Genomic DNA, 23998 nt, shown 5'->3' on the forward strand with positions numbered 1-23998 from the left:
TCTATTTTCTCAGAATTCTGTAACTTTTCAAATACCTGTAACTATAAAAAGTGATATGATAGAAAAAAAGATAGATTCTCTATTGTCTTTAATGACTCTTAAGGAAAAAATAGGGCAGCTAGTTTTGTACAGTGGAAGTTGGGATGTTACAGGTCCACCGTCTGATATAGGAAATAAAGAAAAATATGAGAAACTTAAGAATGGTGAAGTAGGCGGAATGCTTAATGTTACTTCTGTAGCTGGAACTAAAGAACTACAGGAGACCGTAATTAAGAATTCTCGCTTAAAAATACCTTTACTCTTTGGCTATGATGTTATACATGGATTTAAAACAATTTTTCCTATTCCATTGGGAGAAAGTGCAAGTTGGGATCTCGAAGCTATAAAAAAATCATCTTCTATTGCGGCCAAAGAAGCAACAGCTTCTGGAATTAATTGGGCCTATGGGCCAATGGTTGATATTTCGAGAGATGCCCGTTGGGGTAGAATTATGGAAGGTGCTGGCGAAGATCCTTTTTTAGGGTCTAAAATAGCCGTAGCAAGGGTTCAGGGATTTCAAGGAGATGATCTTTCTAAAAACACAACATTGGCAGCTTGTGCTAAGCATTTTGCCGCGTATGGGCTTGCAGAAGGAGGAAGAGAGTATAATACAGTAAGTATAGGAGAATATGAACTTCATAATGCTGTTCTGCCTCCGTTTAAAGCTGCAGTAAAAGCTGGTGTCGCAACCATGATGAATGCTTTTAATGAAGTTGATGGGATACCCGCTACCGGACATAAAGAGTTGCAACGCGATATGCTAAAAAAATCTTGGGATTGGGATGGATTTATGGTTTCTGATTTTGCCTCTATCACAGAAATGATATCACATGGATATGCGGTAGATAATGTTCATGCAGCCGAGCGAGCTATCACGGCTGGTTGTGATATGGATATGGAAGGAAGGGCTTATGAGATAGGGTTAGAACAATTAGTACAAGAAGGTAAGGTAGATGAAAAATTAATTGACGACGCAGCCAGACGAATATTGCGAATAAAATATAAATTGGGACTTTTTGACGATCCTTATAAATATTGTGATGTAGCTCGAGAAAAAAATGATATCTATACTAAAGAGAATTTAGAAGCTTCTAGAGATGTAGCCAAAAAATCTATTGTATTGCTTAAGAATGATAATGAGGTACTACCTCTTAAAAAAGATATACAAAGTATTGCCATTATTGGGGCTTTGGCAGATGATAAAGACTCACCCATTGGTAGCTGGAGAGCTATGGCCACCGCAAACTCTGCGGTTTCACTTCTCGAAGGGGTAAAAGCTACGGTTGATAAAACGGTAAAAATCTTATATGAAAAAGGAGTTGCAATTGGAGTTGGAGAACGAAATTTTGTGCTAGAATTAGAGATAAATCGAGAGGATTTAGCAGGAATTGAAAAGGCTGTACATATTGCAAAAGAAGCCGAAGTGGTTGTTTTAGCCCTTGGTGAAGAGGCTTTTCAGTCGGGAGAAGGTAGAAGTCAGGTAAATATAGCACTTACGATGCCACAACAAAAGCTTTTTGAAGCTGTGCATGCCGTAAATAAAAATATTGTTGTTGTTTTAATGAATGGTCGCCCCCTTGTCATAACCGATGTTGCAAAAAAAGCCCCCGCCATACTCGAAACCTGGCATTTAGGATCAGAATCTGGTAATGCTATTGCCGATGTTTTATTTGGAGATTATAACCCCTCAGGTAAATTACCGGTTTCGTTTCCACGTAGTGTAGGTCAGGTACCTCTTTATTATAATAGTAAGAATACAGGAAGACCTACTAATGTAAATGATATGGTATTTTGGTCTCATTATACCGATGAAAAGAATGATGCTTTGTTCCCGTTTGGGCACGGGTTAAGTTATACTTCTTTCGAATATAAAAATTTAGAAGTGAGTGCCCCATCTTTTTCTACAGGAAATGCGATTACCATTTCGGTGACTGTAACTAATACTGGCAAAAGAAAAGGTAAAGAAGTAGTGCAATTGTATATTCGAGATCTGGTAGGAAGCATAACCCGCCCCATAAAGGAATTGAAAGGATTTGAGTTAATCGAACTTGAAGCTCGAGAAAGTAAAACCATATCTTTTACTATCAATGAGGAAATCATTCAGTTTTATACGGTTAATAAAAAATGGGAAGCCGAACCTGGAGAATTTAAAGTTTTTATAGGTGGAAGCTCTAAGACATCACTCGAAGCAAATTTTTCCTTTAAAAAATAGGATTCTAATGTCTTAAAATGAATGTGTTCTCAAAAGAAATAGGTTGTTTAGCGATATAAGTATGTAAAGTGTAGTCATTAGCAGGTGTAGATTAAGAAAAAAGCTTATTTTAGACTCCAAAGAAGATTTGATTAATATTCTTTTAGTCTTAAATAAGAAATGCCAAAATTGAGGTTATGAGGAAAAAAGTTACCCTTAAACAACTTGCAAAGGAATTAAATTTATCAATTTCTACAGTGTCAAAGTCATTAAAAAATGACCCTGAGATCAGTCAAAAAACGATCAATCGGGTTCATGAACTTGCTAGTTTTTATAACTATAAGCCCAATGCATTGGCAGTAAGTTTAAAGAGTAATAAAACCAAAACCATTGGGGTTATATTACCCGAAATCCTAAATCATTTCTTTGCTAAAGCTTTATTTGGAATAGAGCAAGAAGCTTCAAAAAGTGGATATAAAATCGTTACCTGTATTACTAATGAATCCTATAAAAAAGAAGTTGAATATGTAGAAATGCTTAATTATAGCAGCGTAGATGGTTTTATAGTAGCTTTAAGTCAAGAAACTCAGGTTCTTAATAAATTTGATCATTATCAAGATTTAAAAAGAGACAATGTTCCTGTGGTTATGTTTGATAGAGTTAGTGATGAGATTGATTGTGATAAAGTTATTGTAGATGATAAAGTAGCCTCAAGAAATGCTATCCAATATCTTATCGATACAGGGTGTAGTCGGATTGCTATAATTACAACGATCAGTGGTTTAAGTGTTGCTAAGCTAAGATTAGAAGGAGCTAGAGAAGTTACAGATAAAAATGATACCGTGTCTTTGATAGAATTAGCTATTAAAGATGCCAATACTTTTGAAAATGAAATAGAAAAATTTCTTAAAAATAATGACATAGATGCGGTCTTAGGTTTAGACGAAACAGCCGCTGCAATTACTATTAATATGTCACATAAACTAGGATATAAAATCCCAGAAGAAGTTTCGGTAATAGGCTTTACAGATGGTTTGTTATCTCAACATTCATACCCTAAGTTAACTACGGTCTCTCAACATGCCGAAGACTTAGGCGCAAAAGCGGCTCGCATTTTAGTAAATCATTTAGATAATTTTGAGGAGCATCAGAAAACAAAAACAGAGGTAGTTAAAACCTCATTAATAATAAGAGATTCTACAGACTAGAACCATCGATCAAACATGTTTAGGTTGTTTAGTAACTTAGGTACTATCCCTCAAGACTAATTCGGTTTTTAATTTTATTACTTTTTTAGGATGATCTATATCGTTAGCTTCATTAAGCTGTTCTATTAATAATTCTGCTGCTTTTTGCCCCATTTCATAGGTGGGTTGAGCTATACATGTCATAGAAGGAACAAATACTTCTCCTAGGCCTAAATCTCCAAAACCAATGACAGAGATATCTTTTGGGATTTTATAATCTAACTTAAGAAGTGTTTTCATAGTGAGTAAGCCATAATTATCTGTACATGCGAAAACCGCATCTGGTTTTATAGGGATGTTGTTAAAAAAATTTTGTATTTCGACATCTTCATATGCCCTATCTAATGATTTGCAATGAAGAATTAATTCTTTTTGGATAGGGATGTTATATTTTTTCATTGCATTTATATAACCTTTATAGCGATCTTGAAAAACTTTCTTCTCTATAATACCGCCAATAAATGCTATATTCTTTTGGCCTTTTTGTATTAAAAATTCTACAGCCTTAAACGACGCCTTATCATCATCTATAAGAACATGATCTGCACCTTGAACTTCTTCTCTGATATTATCAAATAAAACCACAGGGATCCCTTTATCGATAACACTTCTAATATGGGTAAACATTTCGGTTTCATGAGTAGGAGATAGAATGATCCCATCTACTAAACCACGTTCAAAAGCAATAAGATTATCTCTCTCAAACTCAAATGAGTTTCTCGAAGAACTAATAAGTATTTTGTAATTATGCTCTCGTGCATAATCATCAATTCCTCTGCAAACTTCTATAAAGAAAGGTTCGTCATATCTCGGAATTATGACCCCAATAATGTTAGTTTTTCCCGAACTTAAACTCTTAGCAATTTGATTGGGCATATACCCCATCACTTTTGCCATTTTAAAAACTTTTTCTCTAGTACTCAATTTTACTCGAGGATTATCGTCTAAAGCTCTTGAAACAGTTGCAATAGAAATGTTAAGTTTTCTAGCTATATCTTCAAGTTTTACCCTTCTTTTTTTTAAAGACATTCAGTATAACGTTAAAAAATTATTATTAAAACATCATTTTTGTTAAAAATATAATAATACAAACGTTTGCATTTTTTTAAATGGGAGTATTGCTTTACAGTTATGTGAATAGTTTAGTAATTTGTAATATATATAATTGAATTTTGAACAATTAATAAATTACCTACTTAAAATTAATATTCTTGTAATGTCCTCCCCAAAAGACACCTTCGTTCAAGATATTATATGATTACGCTAATTTAGGATAAATAATGTTTAGCTATAAATATAAACATTATTTGAAATGCAGTAAGGAGATTAAATATAAAGTTATTCTAATTTTTAAATCTGAATTGCATGGAACTGTCTTGGTTCAAGAAAGGAACTATTTATCAAATCTACCCGCGAAGTTTTAATGATAGTAATGGCGATGGTATCGGGGATTTGAGAGGAATTATAGAGAAACTAGATTATTTGCAAAGTCTTAACGTAGATATACTATGGTTAAGTCCAATTTTTAGCTCACCAAACGACGATAATGGATATGATATAAGTGATTATTGTGCGATCATGCCAGAATTTGGAACTATGAAGGATTTTGATGAGTTACTTCAAAAAACGCATGATAAAGGAATGCGATTGGTTTTAGATTTGGTAGCAAATCATTGTTCTGATGAGCATATGTGGTTCGAAGAAGCAAAAAAATCGAAGGACAATCCTTACAGAGATTATTTTCATTGGGGAAAACCTTCTGCAGACGGAGGGCCACCAAATAATTGGAAATCTTTTTTTGGAGGAAGTGCATGGGAATATGACTCGATATCAGGAGAGTATTATTTGCATCTTTTTACAAAAAAACAACCAGACCTTAATTGGGAGAATCCTAAGGTAAGAGAAGAAATATATGATGCCATGAGGTTTTGGTTGGATAAAGGTGTTGATGGTTTTAGAATGGATGTTATTCCGTTAATTTCAAAACGAAATGGATATCCGGATGCACCAGATGTAGGGTTTAGAAAAATCATTGAAGATGTATATGCCAATGGACCTAAGCTTCATGAATATTTAAAAGAGATGAACGAAAAAGTGATTAATCACTATGATGCATTTTCTCTTGCAGAAGGAGTAGGAATTAATCATGAAAATGCAAACTTATATATTGATTATGATCGCAAAGAGCTAGACATGTTATATCATTTTGATATTCTAGAATGTGTTATTGTTAATGGAAAGTTTGAAGAATCTTCACCTTTTGATTTGATAAACCTAAAACAAATATATAAAAGATGGAGAGACGCAGTACATGAAAAAGGATGGTTAGCCAATGCAATGGGTAATCATGATTTCGCGCGAATGGTCTCTAGGTTTGGAGATGATAAAGAGTATTGGTCGGCATCAGCCAAAATGTTACTCGTTATGCAAGCAACTCAAAATGGCACATTAAATATTTATCAAGGAGATGAAATAGGGATGACAAATATAACTCTTGAATCTGTTGAAGACGTGAGAGATATCCAATCTTTAAATTTTTATAGTGAAAATTTAGAAACGAAAAGATTTTCAAATGAGTTAGCACTAGAAATGATTAATAAAGAAGGTAGAGATAATGCCAGAACTCCTGTGCAATGGAATGATGAGATAAATGGCGGTTTTTCTAACTCGAACCCTTGGCTAAAAGTAAATCCGAATTATAAAAAAATTAATGTAGCAAAACAGGATAATGATTCAGATTCTATATTAAATTTTTATAGAAATCTTTTAAAAATAAGAAAACAAAATGATGTTTTTGTGTATGGGGATTTTGAAGAATTAGAATTTAATAATCCAAGCCTGTATGTGTACAAGAAAGTGCTTGGAGGCGAAGAAATTATGGTATTGTTAAATTTTAAAAATGTAAGGGAAGAGGTCGATGTTTCTAAAAAAATTAGCAAGACAAAAATATTGATAAATAATTATGATAGTCTGGATATAGATGAAAAATATGTTCATCTTAAGCCGTATCAAGGCGTTGTTCTAAAATTAGAGAAATAAAAATAATTGACAAATATGAATACTGTAGAAAGTGAAAATAGTTTTTGTTTGTTAGCAGAGGAGTTTTTGTGATAAAAACTTCCCTAAGGTGTAACAGTTGGGGCATCTATTTTTTTTGTAACTTTTTGTTTTGAAATATTGGTTTATAGTTACAGAATTAGTCGAATGTGGTAAAAAGACATAGATGCTCCATTGTTACTAACAAAAACAAAGTACACTTTTTTATTGTAAAAAATAATAAACAGATAAACAGCGAAACAATTCACATTAAAATCAAACACTATATTATGAAATGTATAATACTTAAAAAAATCATATTCTTACTGGTATTTTTATCAGGGAGTATGATATCTGCCCAGATTACGGTTTCGGGGGTGATTTCGGACACCGGAGGGCCAATTCCAGGAGTAAATGTTCTTGTAAGGGGAACAAGTAATGGAGCAGTTTCTGACTTTGATGGAAACTATACGCTAGATAATGTAGCCGAAGATGCTATTTTAGTATTTAGCTTTGTTGGCTTCAAGGCACAAGAAATCTCGGTAGGAGGACAAACCACAATAAATGTAACTATGCAGGAAGATGCTGCAGAGTTAGAAGCCGTTGTGGTAATCGGGTACGGGACACAATCGGTTAAAGATGCTACGGGTGCCGTTGCAGTGGTAAGTACAGAGGATTTTAATCAAGGGGTCATTGCCTCTCCAGAAGAATTAATTCAGGGTAAAACTGCTGGTGTGCAAATTACGCAGGCAAGTGGAGAACCTGGTGCAGGTGTGGCGCTCAGAATTAGAGGTACCAGTTCTGTGAGATCAAATAATAATCCGCTATTTGTAGTGGATGGAGTACCATTGGCAGGTGATGATACCGCCGCTGCAGGTTCTAATATAGGTGCGGGGTCCAGCTCTGCCAGAAATCCATTAAACTTTATTAATCCTAGTGATATAGAAAGTGTGAGTATCTTAAAAGATGCGTCGGCCACCGCAATTTATGGATCTAGAGGAGCGAACGGAGTTGTAATTATTACTACAAAAAGTGGTAGAGGTTCTGGTAAAGGAGTATTCGAATTTTCTTCAACGCTAAGTATAGCCAAACCAGCAGAAGAGTTTGATTTATTAAATAGATCTCAATATTTATCTGCAGTAGAAAGCTTTGGAGGTGATGCAGATGGACAAGATTTTGGTAGTGATACAGATTGGCAAGATATAATTACCAGAAAAGCGGCATCACAACAACAAAACTTATCTTATTCCAAGAGTTATAATGGTGGTAATGTAAGAGCGTCATTTGGTTATGGAAAACAATTTGGTGTAGTGGAGAAAAGTTCACTAGAAAGAATAACAGGAAGAATCAATGCAACGCATCGCTTCCTTGATGAAAAATTGAAAATAAATATTCAAGGAACCCTATCACGAGTAAATGATGAAGCACCACCGATTGGTGATAACGCAGGGTTTCAGGGAGATTTATTAGGAGCAGCTTATAGTGCAAACCCAACTTGGCCATCTGACCCTAATTTTGTGCCAGGAGGAGCTAATATAAACCCTTCAGCGCTATTAGCATTTAGTCAAAGTATAACCAATACAAATCGTGTTTTACTAAATGGTTCTGCCGAGTATACTATAATAGAAGGATTAAGAGCAAAAGTTAATTTAGGATATGATGATTCTGAATCATCAAGAGGAAGTGCGATCTCTGGTGACATTACGGGACTTCAAAACGGAACTCCAGGTAACGGTAGAGGAACGTATAATGAAGTTGATGTTACTAATAGGTTGTTAGATTTTACCGTAAATTATGAGAAAGAATTTGAAAACTCTAATTTTTCTGTACTTGTAGGATATTCATTTCAAGACTTTTCTAGAGAAGGAAGAAATGTTAATGGTTTTGGATTTAATACAACAGATCTAAATCAGATGGTAGCAGCTCTTGAAACTTCGGCAGATAGAATAGAAGCTTCAATATCAGGCCCTTTTCAGCAATATGCAGTTTCAGATCAAATAATCGATGGAGGAGATCCCTTTGCAGGTGCAGTTGTTAATAGAATTGTACCCGAAATATCTCGTGCCGAAAGTTTTTCTGCACCTACAAATATTGCTGTGCGTTCGATTTTTACCGATACTTTTGATTTTACAGATGAGTTACAGTCTTATTTTTTGAGAGCAAATTATTCTCTGTATGATAAATATTTATTAACAGCTACAGTGAGAGCTGATGGTTCCTCTAGATTTGGATCCAATAATGAATACGGTTATTTCCCGTCGGGTGCATTTGCCTGGAAATTAGATCAAGAAGATTTTATTCCAGAAACATTTTCAACGTTAAAATTTAGAGTTGGATTTGGAATTACAGGTAATCAAGATGGTCTTGGTTTTGGGAATTTTGTAACCAGAGAGCGATTTGACTCTTTAGATGGAAATGGAGATCCAATAACTATAGGTAACGGAGGTGAAATCAATGTTCCAGGAACTTCTCAAGTATCTTTTGCTAATAATGACCTTAAGTGGGAGGAAACTAGTCAAATAAATGTAGGTATTGATTTTGGTTTTATGGGAGATCGTCTTAATGGTAGTTTGGATATATATAGAAAAGATACACAAGATCTATTATTAAGAGTACAATCTGCACAACCTGCTCCACAGCCTTTTACATTTACCAATGTAGATGGTAATGTAATAAACGAAGGTGTCGAGTTTGCTATTAATTATGATATTATTCAGCAAGAAGAGGTAAACTGGAATGTTGGGTTTAACATTGCATACAATAAAAATGAATTACAGAATTTTGAAGGGCAGATTCCTGCAGGTCAAATATTCGGTCAAGGATTATCTAGAGCATTTTCGCAAATTTTAATTAATGATCAGCCTTTGTTTTCTTATTTCTTACGTGAATTTGGAGGATTTGATGCAGACGGACAATCTATTTATCCTAATGGAGATATTCAAGAATTAGTAGGCAAAAGTGCATTACCAGATATTAATGTAGGGCTTTCGACAAGTGCTAAATATAAAAATTGGGATTTATCAGTATTCTTGGCGGGTCAATTTGGCCATTATATTTATAATAATACTGCGAATGCATTTTTTACTGCCGGTAGTATTGGTGGAGGACGAAATGTAACAACCGATGTAATTGGTAATGGTGAATCTCAGGCTAATGCTCCTGATGTATCGACTCGTTTTTTAGAAAGTGGAGACTTTTTGCGTTTGCAAAATGCTACTTTAGGATACAATGTACCGCTTAAAGGAGATGGTGTATTTAAATCACTAAGATTGTATGTGAATGGACAAAACTTATTCGTGATTACCGACTATAGCGGTATAGATCCAGAGGTAAGTGTAAGTCCTACTAACTCACTTAATAATTTACCAACCGCAGGAATAGATTACACAGCCTTTCCTAGACCTAGAACGTATACGTTTGGATTAAATGCTAAATTTTAAAAAAAATGATCATGAAAAAAGAGCTATTAAAATCATTTCTGTTAGGAATATTATCAATTGTATTGGTAATTTCTTGTACAGATTTAGAAATTGAGGAATCAGATTCCCAAATTTCTGACTCAGAAACCGAATTTACGGGGGTTAGCGATGTAGAATCTTCACTAAATGGGTTGTATGGATCGCTTAGAAGCATTGTAGAAACTCAAGAAGATTTATATGCGCTAAATGAAGTTACAAGTGATGAACTTTTAGTACCAACCAGGGGTACAGATTGGGGAGATAATGGAACCTGGAGACAGCTTCATGCACATACTTGGAGTTCTATACATCCTTATGTTTTAAACAGCTGGAATAGCCTTAATAGGTTAGTGTTTAACTCTACACTGGTTATAGATGACAGAAGTAATGCTACAGATCAAGAGGTTGCAGAAGCAAAGTTTATAAGAGCATACAGCATGTTTTGGGTTATGGATATGTATGGTGTTGCTCCTTTTAGAAGCCCAGATGATGGTCCTGATGTTAATCCTATGGTTATGAGCAGAGCGGAAGCACTTGATTTTATTATTGCAGATCTTACAGAGGCATTAGCTGATCTTCCTGCAACAGGCCCTGGAGTGACTACTTCTATTGCTTCTAAAGCAGCGGTAAATCATCTTTTGGCAAAGTTGTATTTAAATAAACATATTTACATCGGAGGAGCGCCAGCTGCAGCCGATATGACCAAAGTAGTTGAGTTAGTTGATGCAATAGCCGTAGATGGTTTTGGATTGGAAACAGGGTATTTTGACATTTTTACGTCTGATGTGGATAACGAGACAATTTTTTATACGACATCTAGCGTTGGTAATAGAATGTGGAATACTCTACATTATAACCAAAATGCACCTGACAATACCGGTGGTGGTTGGAACGGGTGGTCTACTCTGGCAGAATTTTATGATCTTTTTGAAGGGGATCCTAATATAAATGTACCAGGAAGTGGACAAGAAGAAAGAAGAGGTTTTGTACCTACAGATGGTTCAAATCTTGGGATTGGTTTTGGATTCTTGATCGGTCAGCAATATGATGAGACAGGAGCACCTTTAAATGATAGACCAGGAAACCCTTTAGTGTTCACTAAAGATTTTCCAGGCCTTGTAGGTAATAATGAACGCACAGGGGTTAGAGTGATAAAATACCACCCGGTAAATGGAGAGTTTGCAGGACATCAAATCGTTTTCCGATATGCAGATGCTCATTTAATGAAAGCCGAAGCAATTCTGAGAGGTGGTACTTCTGGAGAGGATGCTTTAACTTTAGTAAATAACCTTAGAATGATTAGAAACGCTTCTCCTCTTACATCATTATCAGAACAAGATCTATTAAACGAAAGAGGTAGAGAGCTGTATGGTGAATTTTGGAGACGTAATGACCAGATACGTTTTGGTAAGTTTGCTGAAACCTGGGGGCTAAAAGATAGTACAGACGATTTTAGAGTATTATTTCCTATCCCCGAAACAGCATTATTATCAAATACTAATTTAACTCAAAATCCTGGTTATTAATATATAACCAAATTTAAAGTGTTAGAGCGGAGCCCTTCTATTTTTGAAGGGCTCTATTAATTGAATTATTATAATACTATCTTTAAGAAAAATATACTTTGAGTTGAGAAAAGCTTGCAGAGATATAAGTATTTGTATACTAACTTTGATACTTTCTATTTCTTGTAATAAAGAAACAAGACCAAACCTATTTTCTATAGTGCCAGCTAGTTATTCGGGAGTTTTATTTACTAATGAATTAAAAGATACTCCCGAGCTTAATATTCTTAGATACCTCTATTATTATAACGGAGCAGGAGTGGCTGTTGGAGATTTTAATAATGATAAGTTTGAAGATATATATATCATTTCTAATCAAGGCGAAAATCAATTATATATAAATCAAGAAAACCTTCAATTTAAAGAAGTAACACCTGAAGTTTTAAAAGATACAAAGGGTTGGTCTACAGGGGTAACCGTAGTCGATATTAATAATGACGGATTACAGGATATTTATGTATGTAAAGTTTCTAATTATAGAGGTATAACTGGGAAAAATAAACTTTTTATAAATCAAGGAGCAGATAAAAAAGGCATACCTATTTTTAAAGAAAATGCGGCAGCATATCATTTGGATATTTCAAGCTTTTCTACACAAGCTAGTTTTTTTGATTACGATCTTGATGGAGATTTAGATATGTATTTATTAAATCATTCGGTACACCCTAATAGAACCTATGGCAGGGGGACAAAACGAAATCAAGTAGACTCACTTTCTGGAGATCGGTTATACCGCAACGATAAGGGTACGTATAAAAATGTTTCTACCGAAACAGGGATTTTTCAAGGAGCAATAGGATATGGATTAGGAATCGCAACAAGTGATGTTAATAATGATGGGTACCCAGATATTTATATAGGGAATGATTTTTTCGAAAACGATTATTTATATATAAATCAAAAAGATGGGACCTTCAAAGAATTAATTACAAACAACCAGAGAAATATTCAACACACATCGCATTTTTCTATGGGGGTAGATATCGCAGATCTCAATAACGATGGACTCTCTGACATTTTATCATTGGATATGCTTCCCGAAGATCTGGCTACTTATAAATCCTCGGGTACAGAATATGGTTTTTCAATTTATAATCAATACCTAAAGAACGGATATCAACCACAATACATGCAAAATGCATTACAGCTTAATCGGGGTAATGCTAATTTTAGTGAAATAGCATTTTATTCGGGAATCGCCGCTACAGAATGGAGTTGGGCACCGCTTATAGCAGATTATGACAATGACGGTTATAAAGATGTTTTTATTTCCAATGGAATTAAAGGAGCTACCAATGATATGGATTTTATAAGTTTCATAGCTAATGATAATATTCAAAAAAGAATAGATCAAGGTATGACAAAAGAAGATCTGGCATTGATCAATGAATTACCGAGCAAAAAGACTGAGAATTATTTCTATCGAAATCAAGGAGATTTAACTTTTGAAGATGTATCCAATACTTGGTTAGACAATATAACTTCCTATAGTAATGGTGCGGTATATGCAGATTTAGATAATGATGGAGACTTGGATATTATAACCAATAACATTAATGAAAACGCTTTTATATATGAAAACAAGTCAGATCAACTGGCAGTTCATAATAATTATTTGCAGCTAAAATGTAAAGGAAGTAAAGATAACCGCAATGCAATCGGTACTAAAGTGTCCGTTTACACTAAAAAAAATGTCCAAGTATCTGAGATTTATACAACCAAAGGGTATTTGTCCTCGGTTTCTTCTAGAGTACATTTTGGATTGGGGGATGAAACTAAAATTGACTCCATAAAAATTGATTGGCCAGATGGATTTATATCCGTTCATAAGAATGTAGAAGCTAATCAATTGATTTATCTCGAAAGAGATAAAGAAATAGCACATATGGAAACTAAAGAAGAGGATTCGGCTCTGCTAAAGGATGATGTTATTGATTTAAAATTTAAGCATCAGGATTATGAAACCAAAGATTTTAATACCGAACCTTTAGCTCCCTATGCTAGTTCTAATGAAGGGCCTCATGTAAGCGTTATAGATATAAATAAAGACGGATTAGAAGATGTTTTTATACCAGGGGGAAGGTTTAAAACAGGAACACTACTTTTACAGCAAGCAAGTGGTAGTTTTGTCAATAGCAAGCAACCAAGTTTTGAACTGGATAAACGCTTTGAGGATGTCGATCAATATTTTTTTGATGCAGATGGTGATACCGATTTGGATGTACTAGCGGTATATGGTGGGAATGAAAATCATTCGGATTATCAAAGTGCTCCAGGGTTATTTATTAATGAAAAAGGTGTTTTTGTAAAAAAGCAGGATGCTTTTCCCGATATCGTTATGAATGCGTCTACAGTGAAAACATCAGATATAGATCATGATGGGGATATGGATATTTTTATTGGAAGTAATGGTGAAGCTGGAAAATATGGGGTCAACTCGAAAAACTATATTTTCAAAAACAATGGAGAGGGCATATTTGAAGAGATTACTTCAATTGCTGCAGATGAATTATATACTATCGGTCAGGTGTATGATGCAAAATTTATTGATGTGAATAATGATACATTCGACGACTTAGTTTTGGCAGGGCATTACATGCCTATTACAATAATGATCAATGATGGTAAGGGGAATTTTAAAAAACAGAGTAATTCTTCGTTAAACAGCACTAATGGTTGGTGGAATGCTATAGAAGTTAGTGATATGGATAATGATGGCGATCTGGATATTATTGCAGGTAATTGGGGATTAAATAGTAGGCTGACAGCTTCAGAACAAGAGCCTATACGATTATATCTCAATGATTTTGATGATAATGGTAAAATCGACCCTATAGTAACTTATTTTTATAAAGGAACAGAAACTCCAATAGCAACCAAAGATGAATTAGTAAAACAAATCCCGCAATTAAATAAAAAACACTTGTCATATACTGCCTTTGCTAAGGCTGATTTTCATGATTACTTTTCAAAATCAAAAATTAATCAGGCAGAAAAAAAAGAAGTCTATACATTAAGCACCTTATATTTCGAGAATACAGGCAATCTTAGTTATGTAGCACATGAGTTACCATGGGAAGCTCAGATTTCTTCAGTACATGATATTTTGATCGATGATATAAATTATGATGAATATCCTGATATAATTCTGGGTGGAAACACTTATGAAATCAATACCCAGTTAAGTAGATTAGATGCATCATTTGGAGTCGTTTTATTAAATGATCAAAAGGGTAGTTTTCAAAATTGTAGGCAATCTAACTTTAGTATAAAAGGAGCTGTACGATCTATTAAAAAGATTAAAATAAAAGAAGAAGAATATCTATTATTCGGGATTAATAATGATAGCCTTCAGGTCGTCAAAAAAACAAAAAGTAATGATGAATAAGTTGATCTATTGTTGTTTTATAGTATTCACCCTTATTTCTTGTGGTGAAGAACAATCCGAAAACAATAAGGCCAAGAATAAAAGTACATTATTTACCAAGTTGGATCCTTCAATTACAAATATTGATTTTATCAATCAGGTACATAACGAAAAGGATTTCAATATATTTAAATATCGTAATTTTTATAATGGTGGAGGTGTAGCCATTGGCGATATTAATAATGATGGATTACCGGATGTATATCTTACCGCCAACCGAAAAGAAAACAAATTATATCTTAATAAAGGAGACTTCCAATTCGATGATATTTCTACTTCTTCAAAAACTACAGGTAAAAATGCATGGTCTACAGGAGTGGTTATGGTCGATATTAATGCAGATGGGTTATTAGATATCTATGTGTGTAATGCTGGTAATGTCGAAGGAGATGATCAAAAAAATGAACTTTTCATTAATAATGGTCCTTCGACAAGCTCAGGAACCATAACATTTACCGAAAAAGCTGCCGAGTATAATCTAGCCGATAGTGGATTTACAACGCATGCTGCTTTTTTTGACTATGATGGTGATGGTGATCTGGATGTTTATCTTTTAAATAATAGTTTTATCCCCGTAAGTAGTTTGGGGTATGTAAATAAGCGTAATCTTAGGGCTAAGGATTGGAATATTCCTGAGATTTTAAAAGGAGGAGGAGATAAGTTACTTAGAAATGACGATGGTGTTTTTAATGATGTTAGCGAAACGGCAGGAATATATGGTAGTCTTATTGGATTTGGACTAGGAGTAACTATTGGCGATATCAATAATGATAGGCTGCCGGATATTTATGTGTCTAATGATTTTTATGAAAGAGATTACCTCTATATAAATAAAGGGGACGGAACGTTTTCCGAAGAAATAAAAGATTGGATGCAGCATCTAAGTATATCATCCATGGGAGCAGATATGGCAGATATGAATAACGATGGATATCCCGAGATTTTTGTTACCGATATGTTGCCAGAGAGCGATCAACGCCTCAAAGAAACAAGCTCTTTTGAGAGTTATGATGTGTATAAATTGAAGAAAAGTAGAGATTTCCATAATCAATACATGCAGAATTCATTACAACTTAATAATGGTGATAATACCTTTTCTGAAATCGCTTTTTATAGCGGGGTAGCAAAAACAGACTGGAGTTGGGGAGCATTACTATTTGATATGGATAATGACGGGTATCGTGATATTTATGTGAGTAATGGGATTTATCATGACCTTACGAATCAGGATTTCATGAACTTTTTTGCCAATGATATTATTCAGAAAATGACCTTAACAGGTAAAAAAGAAGAAGTTGACTCGATTATTAATAAAATGCCATCTACTCCTATTCCTAATTATGCCTTTAAAAATAATGGAGACCTTACATTTTCTGATACTACCACAAATTGGGGATTTGAGGAACCTACATTTTCAAATGGATCTGCATATGGAGATCTGGATAATGATGGAGATCTAGATCTAATTGTCAATAATTTTAATATGCCGGTTTCTATTTACCAAAATAATAGTGAGCGCGAGCAAAACAATTATTTAAAAGTTAGGATTAAGGGGGCGGGTAAAAACACATTTGGTATAGGTAGTAGTATTGAACTATTTTCTAAAGATAAAATACTAAGGCAAGAGCTAATTCCATCAAGAGGTTTTCAATCTTCTATAGAGTACACCATGACAATAGGGTTAGGTAAAAATCAAATAGTAGATTCTTTACAAGTAATATTTCCAACTGGTAAAACCAGGATTATAAAAGATATTACGCTAAATTCTTTGGTAGTATTGGATCAAAAGGATGCTACTCGAGATTATATAAATAAAGATATTAAAAGAGAACCCTATTTTGAAGCAATAATGCATCCAATAGCTTCGCATAAAGAAGATGCATATGTAGATTTTGATTATGAAGGATTAATTTACAAAATGCAATCTCGAGAAGGACCAGCTTTAGCCATTGGCGATGTTAATAATGACGGAAATGAGGACATTTTTATAGGGGGAGCATTTAAGCAAACCGGAAAGCTTTATTTGCAAAGTGTACATGGAGCATTAAAGCTCGCATCATTTGAAACTGAAGAGTTTTTCGAAGATACGGCAGCTATTTTTGAAGATATTGATGGAGATCAGGACCTTGATCTGGTTATTGGTTCTGGAGGTAATTTTAAAGGAGCAAGAACAGGGGTGCGATATTATATTAATGATGGGAAAGGGGATTTTTCACGAGGAAATATAATTCTTCCTACAAATACCAATATAGCCGTAATTGCACCATACGATTATGATCAGGATGGAGATATAGATCTCTTCATTGGTAGCCAAAGTATAGTGGGAATGTACGGTGTTTCACCACAAAGTTATCTTATGGAAAATGATGGAAAGGGTAATTTTAGAGATGTTACTAATGAGAAGGCTTCTGATATAAAAACAGTGGGCATGGTAACCGATGCTGTGTGGCAGGATATCGATGGGGATAAAAAAAGGGATTTGATTATAGTTGGAGAATGGATGTCTCCTAAGATATTTAAGAATACTGGTGCAGGAGTAACCCCACTATCAACTAATTTAGAGGATATATCGGGTTGGTTTAATACCGCTGAAGCCAAAGATCTCGATCAGGATGGAGATATTGATTTAGTACTTGGCAATCGAGGATTAAATGCAATGTACCAGGCTAGTGATGAATCTCCTATTAAAATGTTTATCAATGATTTTGATGATAATGGAACTGTCGAACAGATTATTACCCAAACAATGAATAAGAAAGATATTCCTATACATTTAAGAAATGAACTAACGGGGCAGATCAATTCTTTGAAAAAACAAAACCTCAAATTTTCTGAATATGCTACCAAATCCATGGATGAGTTGTTTTCTGCTGAGGTGTTGCAAAATACAACTGTAAAAACAGTAAATAATTTTGCGAGTTTGGTCGCATATAATGATGGGAAAGGAAGTTTTGATGTTAAAGAACTACCACAAGAAGTACAACTATCTTGTATTTGTGATATAGAAACCGAAGACTTTAATAATGATGGGGTTTTAGATCTTATTGTAGCGGGGAATAACTACAATTTTAAACCGCAATTTTCTAGATTGGATGCAAGTAAGGGTAATGTTCTGTTGAGTGATGGAAAAGGAAATTATACTGATCAGAAAGCAACAGGGTTCACTGTAACCGAAGAGGTGCGGGCAATGCAATGGATGAAAAATAAATCTGGAGAGAAGTATTTGATTACAGGTATTAATAACGAAGAGCCAAAGATTTTTAAATTGAAGAAATAACCTTCTATTTAGAATACAATATAATGACTAAAAACACAATCATAGTAGTAATTATTGGGCTGGCCCTTTTATCGGGTTGTAGTAAACAAAAACTACATCAAGGTGAATTGTTTGAGAAAGTCACTTCAGAAATTACGAGTATTACTTTTCAGAATACTTTGAATCCGACAGAAGAATTAAATATCCTTGATTATTTATATTTCTATAATGGTGCAGGAGTTGCTGTTGGTGATATCGATAATGATGATTTGGTAGATGTTTTTTTTACATCAAACCAGGGAAAAAACACATTGTATCGCAATAAAGGAAACTTTCAATTCGAGGATATTACAATGGCAGCAGGGATATCTGGAAACTCTGATTGGAACACTGGTACTACAATGGCCGATGTAAATGGTGATGGTTTTCTTGATATCTATGTTTGTGCGGTTGTTGGACTTCAAAATCTTAAAGGGAAAAATGAGTTATTTATCAATAATGGTGATGGTACTTTTACCGAAAAAGCAAAATCATATGGCTTAGATTTCCAGAACTTTTCTACTTCGGCTAGTTTCTTTGATTATGATAACGATGGAGATCTGGATATGTATTTGCTCAATCATGCTATTCATACACAAAATTCTTTTGGTAATGCATCCTTACGTACTAATAGGAGTAATGAGAGCGGTGATAAACTACTTCGCAATGATGGAGAGCGATTTAAAGATGTAAGTGAAGAGGCTGGGATTTTTGGAGGAGCTAATGGATATGGCCTGGGGATTGCAACCGCTGATTTTAATAATGATGGGTTTACAGATATCTATGTGAGCAATGATTTTCATGAAGATGATTATTATTACATCAATAATGGTGATGGAACCTTTGATGAGCAACTTAAAGAAAAGTTTGGACATGTAAGCCGTTTTTCGATGGGGAGTGATGTTGCTGATATTAATCATGATGGGTATCCCGATATTTTGACTTTGGATATGACTCCAGAGGATGAAAAAGTACTCAAAGCATCAGCTGGTGATGAAACCTTAGATATGCTGAATATGAGAATCAATCGATTGGGGTATCATTATCAATATGCCCGAAATATGCTTCAGATAAATCAAGAAGGACATTATTATACAGAGACAGCATTGCTTGGCGGTGTTGCTACAACAGATTGGAGTTGGAGTGCCTTATTTGCTGATTATAACCAAGACGGGGAGCAAGATGTTTTTGTCTCTAATGGGATTCCTAAACGCCCCAATGATTTAGATTTTATCAAATACATTTCTAATGAAAAGATCAAGGATAAATTGACTAAAACAAAGTTGATAGATCATGATGCATTAGATATCATGCCATCAGGAGCAGTTCAAAATTATATTTTTCAGGGTACCAAAGGTATTCAATTCATTAATCGATCGGCTACATGGTTGCCAAAGGATATAAGTATAGCCACTGGGAGTGCTTATGCAGATTTAGATAATGATGGAGATCTCGATCTAGTAACCAATACTATAAATAACAAGGCAGCCATATACAGAAATCAAACGAATGAAAAATCAAATTACCTAAAACTTAAGTTTAATTTTAGGAAACCAAATACATTTGGAATCGGTACTAAAGCGATATCCTATCATAATGGAGTGCAGCAATACAAACAATTATTTACCAGTCGTGGGTTTCAATCATCTTCAGAAGCCATACTACATTTTGGATATGGGGATGAGAAAGTAATAGATTCTCTAAAAATTATCTGGCCGGATAATACAATACAGGTCGCAGAAAATATCGAAACGAATCAAACGCTAACTATTAAAGTATTACATAAAAGGGATCCTGTAGACTATAATAAACTATTTCCTAAATCAAAAGGATGGTTTACTAAGTTAGATAGCCTCCCGGGTCTTGATTTTATTCATAAAGAGAATAATTATACAGATTTTAACCGTCAAAAATTGATTCCGTATAAAATTTCGGATAAAGGACCTGCAACTGTGGTGAGAGACCTTAATGGAGATGAAAAAGAGGATATCTTCTTCGGAAGCTCAAAAAATGAAGCATCTAGAATATTTTATCAAACTTCAAAAGGTTTTGAAGAGCAAGAAATTGATGCTCTTTATGCCGATAGATTAAAGGAGGACGTTACCGCAGTTATTGAAGATTTTAATAATGACAACAAAAATGATTTATTGGTAGCGTCTTCTGGAGGAGAATATTATGGTTCTTCAAAAGAGCTAACAGACAGGTTATATAGTTTTTCTGATTCGGAATTAAAAAAACTCGAGTTTCCAGAGCTTTTCGAGCACGAATCAGTGATTAAACCTTATGATATAGATCAAGATGGAGATTTAGATCTTTTTATAGGGGCATATGCAGTATCTAATGATTTCGGAAAAATCCCGAATTCGCACCTCCTAATTAATGATAAAGGTAAATTCAGCATAAAAGAGAATACAGCACTTCAGAAAGTGGGAATGGTAACCGATGCGATTTGGAGTGATTTTGATGGGGATGCTATAAAAGATTTGATAGTTATAGGTGAGTGGATGTCACCTCATTTTTTCAAAAACGATAAAGGAAATTTAATCGATATCACAAGTACAGTTGTAAACGAAAAACTCAATGGATTATGGCAATCGGTTCAGGAGTTTGATATCGATAATGATGGAGATCTTGATTATTTGTTAGGAAATTTTGGGTTGAATACTAAATTTAAAGCTTCAGACGATTTTCCTCTTAAAATGTACTATGCAGATTTTGATGATAATCAAAAAACCGAAACTATTATTGCGCTTCCTAAAAATGGTGAGTACTATACCGTTTTGGGATTAGATGAATTATCAAATCAGTTAAATTTCCTAAAGAAAAAGTTTACCAATTATACTTCTTTTGCAGGAAGAACAATCGAAGAAATTTTAGGAAAAGAGGCGCTACATCAAGCAACGTTGTTCGAAGTACATCAATTGGCATCGGGGTATCTCAAAAATGAAAACGGAAGATTTAATTTTATTCCTTTTAAAGAAACACTTCAAGTTGCACCAATCACCGAAATGTTAAAGCATGATTTTAATAAAGATGGGCAAGAAGAAGTATTAATGGCTGGAAATTATTTTGGAGTCATTCCTTATCATGGAAGATTAGATGGCTTTGGTGGTGCAGTGCTTCAGAAAGACAATGTTGTGATTAAGGCTAATGAATTACATATTAACCTTACTAAAAAGGCCATAAGAGGATTAAATATTATTAATTTTATCAATAAAGAGTATTTACTTGTTACCATAAACAATGAAAAAGCTGAGATTTATGAGATTTATGAATAAAACGTGTTTATCGATACTAGTTGTAGGGTTCGTTTTTTCTATTTCTTCTTGCAGAAAGGAAGGAAAAGAAATTGAAATCACTCAAGATGATTATCACAGGTCATTAGATATATTAACAGGGGTAATGGTTCATGATATATTTTCTCCCCCAGTTGCGAGTAGAATTTATAATTATCCCAATATTGCAGCATATGAAATCATCTGTCAAGAAAACGACCAATATAAAACACTATCGGGTCAATTACATGGGTTGAAACAGGTGCCTTTGGCAGATACAACTCAGGCGGTCAATTTTAAAGTTGCGGCTTTAGTGGCCTATTTAGAGGTAGGTAAAGAACTTGTTTTTTCTGAAGACAAAATTGAGACCTATAGAGATAGTTTATACAATTCTTGGGGAAAAATTAATGAAAGTAGCTTTAATAGCTCTAAAACCTATGGGTTATTAGTTGCAAAACATATAAAAGATTGGTTATCTAAGGATAATTATGCGCAAACCCGTACGATGCCAAAATTTTCGGTAAATACAGATGATCCGGGGAGATGGCAGCCTACCCCGCCAGATTATATGGATGGTATCGAACCCCATTGGAGAGAAATCAGGCCCTTTATTATAGATTCTGCATCGCAATTTACACCTTCAAAACATCCGGATTTTTCGTTAGAAAAGGAATCTGCATTTTATAAGGAACTTGTAGAGACTTATGAAGTAGGTGTTAAAATTAAGGAAGAGGGAGAAACCTCAGAAAAACTTGAAATAGCACAATTTTGGGATTGCAATCCATATGTTTCTACACATAAAGGACATCTTATGTTTGCTACCAAAAAGATTACACCAGGAGCGCATTGGATTGGGATTTGCAAAATAGCCTGTAAAAAAACAGAAGCCGATTTTGCTAGAACCGTGTATGCATACACAAAAACATCTATTGCTATAGCAGATGCTTTTATTAGTTGTTGGGATGAAAAATATCGAAGTAATTTAATTCGCCCAGAAACATTAATCAATCAACATATTGATGAAAATTGGGAACCTGTTTTACAAACTCCGCCTTTTCCAGAATATACAAGCGGGCATTCTGTAGTATCGGGAGCTGCATCTACAGTTTTAACAGAAATTTTTGGGGATAATTTTGCATTTAATGATGATACAGAGTTACAATATGGGTTACCTATTCGTTCTTTTAGATCATTTAATGCTGCGGCCAATGAAGCCGCAATTAGTAGATTATATGGGGGGATTCATTATCGTGCAGCCATAGATTTAGGATTAGACCAAGGCCGTGAATTAGGAAATTTTGTTGTCAAGAAACTTCAAATGAATACCAACAAGTAAAGCACAGTTAGTAATACGTTCTTATAATGAAGAAAATAGTAGTTGTAATTTTGGTCATGATTTTGGGTCTGACTATTTGGTATTTGTTGATCAAAAAATATGATTATGAAATTACTTTCAAAGCAAATTTTGCGCCACAAGGAGTTTACCATCAGGTAAAAAAAATAGGATCTGGTTTGCACAATGCAAAGAAAGATCATATAATCAATACCTCTAATCTTACTCAAGAAGTTAGTATTAATAATGAGAAAGTTATTTTAGATTGGCATTTTAAAAGAATACAGGATACCATTACTAAAATCAGGGTAGGAATACTATCAAAAGAGCACTCTATTCGAAACCGGTTACAGGTCTTAGTGGGATCTTCAGCTATGGTGCAATTAGTAAAAGAAGATTTAATAAATTTCAGAAAAAAACTAAAGGGATATACAAATACTTTTAAAGTAATTGTAGAAGGTGAAACTGATATACCAGCCATGGAAACACTTTCTGTTTCTTCAAAAATTACACGGAAAAGAAAGGCCGAAGAAATGATGACACATAATAGTTATCTGTACCCAAAATTAGTAGAAAGAAATGTGAGAAAAAGTGGTTTTCCTTATGTGAAAATCAAGAATTGGAATCAGGAAGAGGATGTAATAGATCTGGATTTTGGTTTTCCGATAGTCTATAATGATTCTCTTCCGGTGGACTCAAAGATAAACCATACCAAAATAGCTTCTAAAAAAGCGTTAAAGGCAACCTATTACGGAAATTATAGAACTAGTGATGAAGCTTGGTTTGTGCTATTAGAACATGCAACTGCAAATAATATTTCGGTAGAGATAAAACCCTTAGAAATTTTTTATAACGATCCAATGCACGGAGGAAATGAACTAGAATGGAAAGCAGAAGTCTTTCTTCCTATTATTGAGCATTAGGGATATAGTCGAGAGTGTAAAATACTGGATTTTGAATGTAAATGACTCAAGCGAGAGTAAAAAATACTCAACGTTGAGCAAAATACACTCGATCTTGAGTAAAAAACACTCAAGTTTGAATGAAAAACACTCAAGCTTGAGTAAAAAACACTCAAGCTTGAGTAAAAAATACTCGACGTTGAATATAAATCATTCAAGTTTGAGTAAAA

11 protein-coding genes are annotated in these 23998 nt (G+C 34.2%); 10 read left to right on the top strand and 1 reads right to left on the bottom strand.

All coding sequences use genetic code 11. The features are described 5' to 3' along the window. Positions 1 to 55: 55 nt before the first annotated feature. Positions 56 to 2251, top strand: coding sequence for a beta-glucosidase BglX (bglX, locus tag ABW637_RS06300; RefSeq protein ID WP_367583795.1), 2196 nt, complete (start codon positions 56 to 58; stop codon positions 2249 to 2251). A gap of 176 nt (positions 2252 to 2427) precedes the next feature. Continuing rightward, positions 2428 to 3438, top strand: coding sequence for a LacI family DNA-binding transcriptional regulator (locus ABW637_RS06305; RefSeq protein WP_367583796.1), 1011 nt, complete (start codon positions 2428 to 2430; stop codon positions 3436 to 3438). Positions 3439 to 3474: 36 nt separating this feature from the next. Here ABW637_RS06305 and ABW637_RS06310 read toward each other — a convergent pair whose 3' ends face one another. Further along, a complete protein-coding gene (locus ABW637_RS06310; RefSeq protein ID WP_367583797.1) occupies positions 3475 to 4506 on the bottom strand; it encodes a LacI family DNA-binding transcriptional regulator in 1032 nt (343 codons plus the stop codon). 336 nt (positions 4507 to 4842) lie between these two features. Here ABW637_RS06310 and ABW637_RS06315 point away from each other — a divergent pair, with 336 nt between their 5' ends. The 8 genes from ABW637_RS06315 (at position 4843) to ABW637_RS06350 (ending at position 23789) form a co-directional block, all read left to right on the top strand. After that, positions 4843 to 6516: a glycoside hydrolase family 13 protein gene (locus tag ABW637_RS06315; protein ID WP_367583798.1), complete on the top strand. Its 1674-nt coding sequence runs from the start codon at positions 4843 to 4845 to the stop codon at positions 6514 to 6516. A gap of 287 nt (positions 6517 to 6803) precedes the next feature. Then, positions 6804 to 9953 (top strand): SusC/RagA family TonB-linked outer membrane protein, encoded by a 3150-nt coding sequence (locus ABW637_RS06320; RefSeq protein WP_367583799.1) that lies wholly within the window; start codon positions 6804 to 6806, stop codon positions 9951 to 9953. Between the two features lie 11 nt (positions 9954 to 9964). Beyond that, the gene (locus ABW637_RS06325; RefSeq protein WP_367583800.1) at positions 9965 to 11497 is read left to right on the top strand and encodes a RagB/SusD family nutrient uptake outer membrane protein; all 1533 of its coding nucleotides are present in this window, start codon (positions 9965 to 9967) and stop codon (positions 11495 to 11497) included. 103 nt (positions 11498 to 11600) lie between these two features. Continuing rightward, positions 11601 to 14924: a VCBS repeat-containing protein gene (locus ABW637_RS06330; RefSeq protein ID WP_367583801.1), complete on the top strand. Its 3324-nt coding sequence runs from the start codon at positions 11601 to 11603 to the stop codon at positions 14922 to 14924. Further along, complete coding sequence (locus tag ABW637_RS06335; RefSeq protein ID WP_367583802.1) at positions 14914 to 18240, top strand: VCBS repeat-containing protein; 3327 nt, start codon at positions 14914 to 14916, stop codon at positions 18238 to 18240. Before ABW637_RS06330 ends, ABW637_RS06335 begins: the two co-directional genes overlap by 11 nt. Before the next feature lie 23 nt (positions 18241 to 18263). Beyond that, positions 18264 to 21536 (top strand): VCBS repeat-containing protein, encoded by a 3273-nt coding sequence (locus ABW637_RS06340; RefSeq protein WP_367583804.1) that lies wholly within the window; start codon positions 18264 to 18266, stop codon positions 21534 to 21536. After that, a complete protein-coding gene (locus tag ABW637_RS06345; RefSeq protein ID WP_445012713.1) occupies positions 21502 to 22869 on the top strand; it encodes a vanadium-dependent haloperoxidase in 1368 nt (455 codons plus the stop codon). Before ABW637_RS06340 ends, ABW637_RS06345 begins: the two co-directional genes overlap by 35 nt. 26 nt (positions 22870 to 22895) lie before the next feature. Next, the gene (locus ABW637_RS06350) at positions 22896 to 23789 is read left to right on the top strand and encodes a GyrI-like domain-containing protein (protein ID WP_367583805.1); all 894 of its coding nucleotides are present in this window, start codon (positions 22896 to 22898) and stop codon (positions 23787 to 23789) included. Positions 23790 to 23998: the final 209 nt, after the last annotated feature.

Origin of the sequence: Aquimarina penaris, from assembly GCF_040786285.1 — a bacterium.
In the GTDB taxonomy this organism is placed as follows: domain Bacteria; phylum Bacteroidota; class Bacteroidia; order Flavobacteriales; family Flavobacteriaceae; genus Aquimarina.

Coding starts and splice junctions, on each gene's coding strand:
- ABW637_RS06315 (WP_367583798.1), top strand. CDS start 4,843: ATGGAACTGTCTTGGTTCAAGAAAGGAACTATTTATCAAATCTACCCG.
- ABW637_RS06305 (WP_367583796.1), top strand. CDS start 2,428: ATGAGGAAAAAAGTTACCCTTAAACAACTTGCAAAGGAATTAAATTTA.
- ABW637_RS06310 (WP_367583797.1), bottom strand. CDS start 4,506: ATGTCTTTAAAAAAAAGAAGGGTAAAACTTGAAGATATAGCTAGAAAA.
- ABW637_RS06335 (WP_367583802.1), top strand. CDS start 14,914: ATGATGAATAAGTTGATCTATTGTTGTTTTATAGTATTCACCCTTATT.
- bglX (WP_367583795.1), top strand. CDS start 56: ATGATAGAAAAAAAGATAGATTCTCTATTGTCTTTAATGACTCTTAAG.
- ABW637_RS06340 (WP_367583804.1), top strand. CDS start 18,264: ATGACTAAAAACACAATCATAGTAGTAATTATTGGGCTGGCCCTTTTA.
- ABW637_RS06320 (WP_367583799.1), top strand. CDS start 6,804: ATGAAATGTATAATACTTAAAAAAATCATATTCTTACTGGTATTTTTA.
- ABW637_RS06345 (WP_445012713.1), top strand. CDS start 21,502: ATGAAAAAGCTGAGATTTATGAGATTTATGAATAAAACGTGTTTATCG.
- ABW637_RS06325 (WP_367583800.1), top strand. CDS start 9,965: ATGAAAAAAGAGCTATTAAAATCATTTCTGTTAGGAATATTATCAATT.
- ABW637_RS06350 (WP_367583805.1), top strand. CDS start 22,896: ATGAAGAAAATAGTAGTTGTAATTTTGGTCATGATTTTGGGTCTGACT.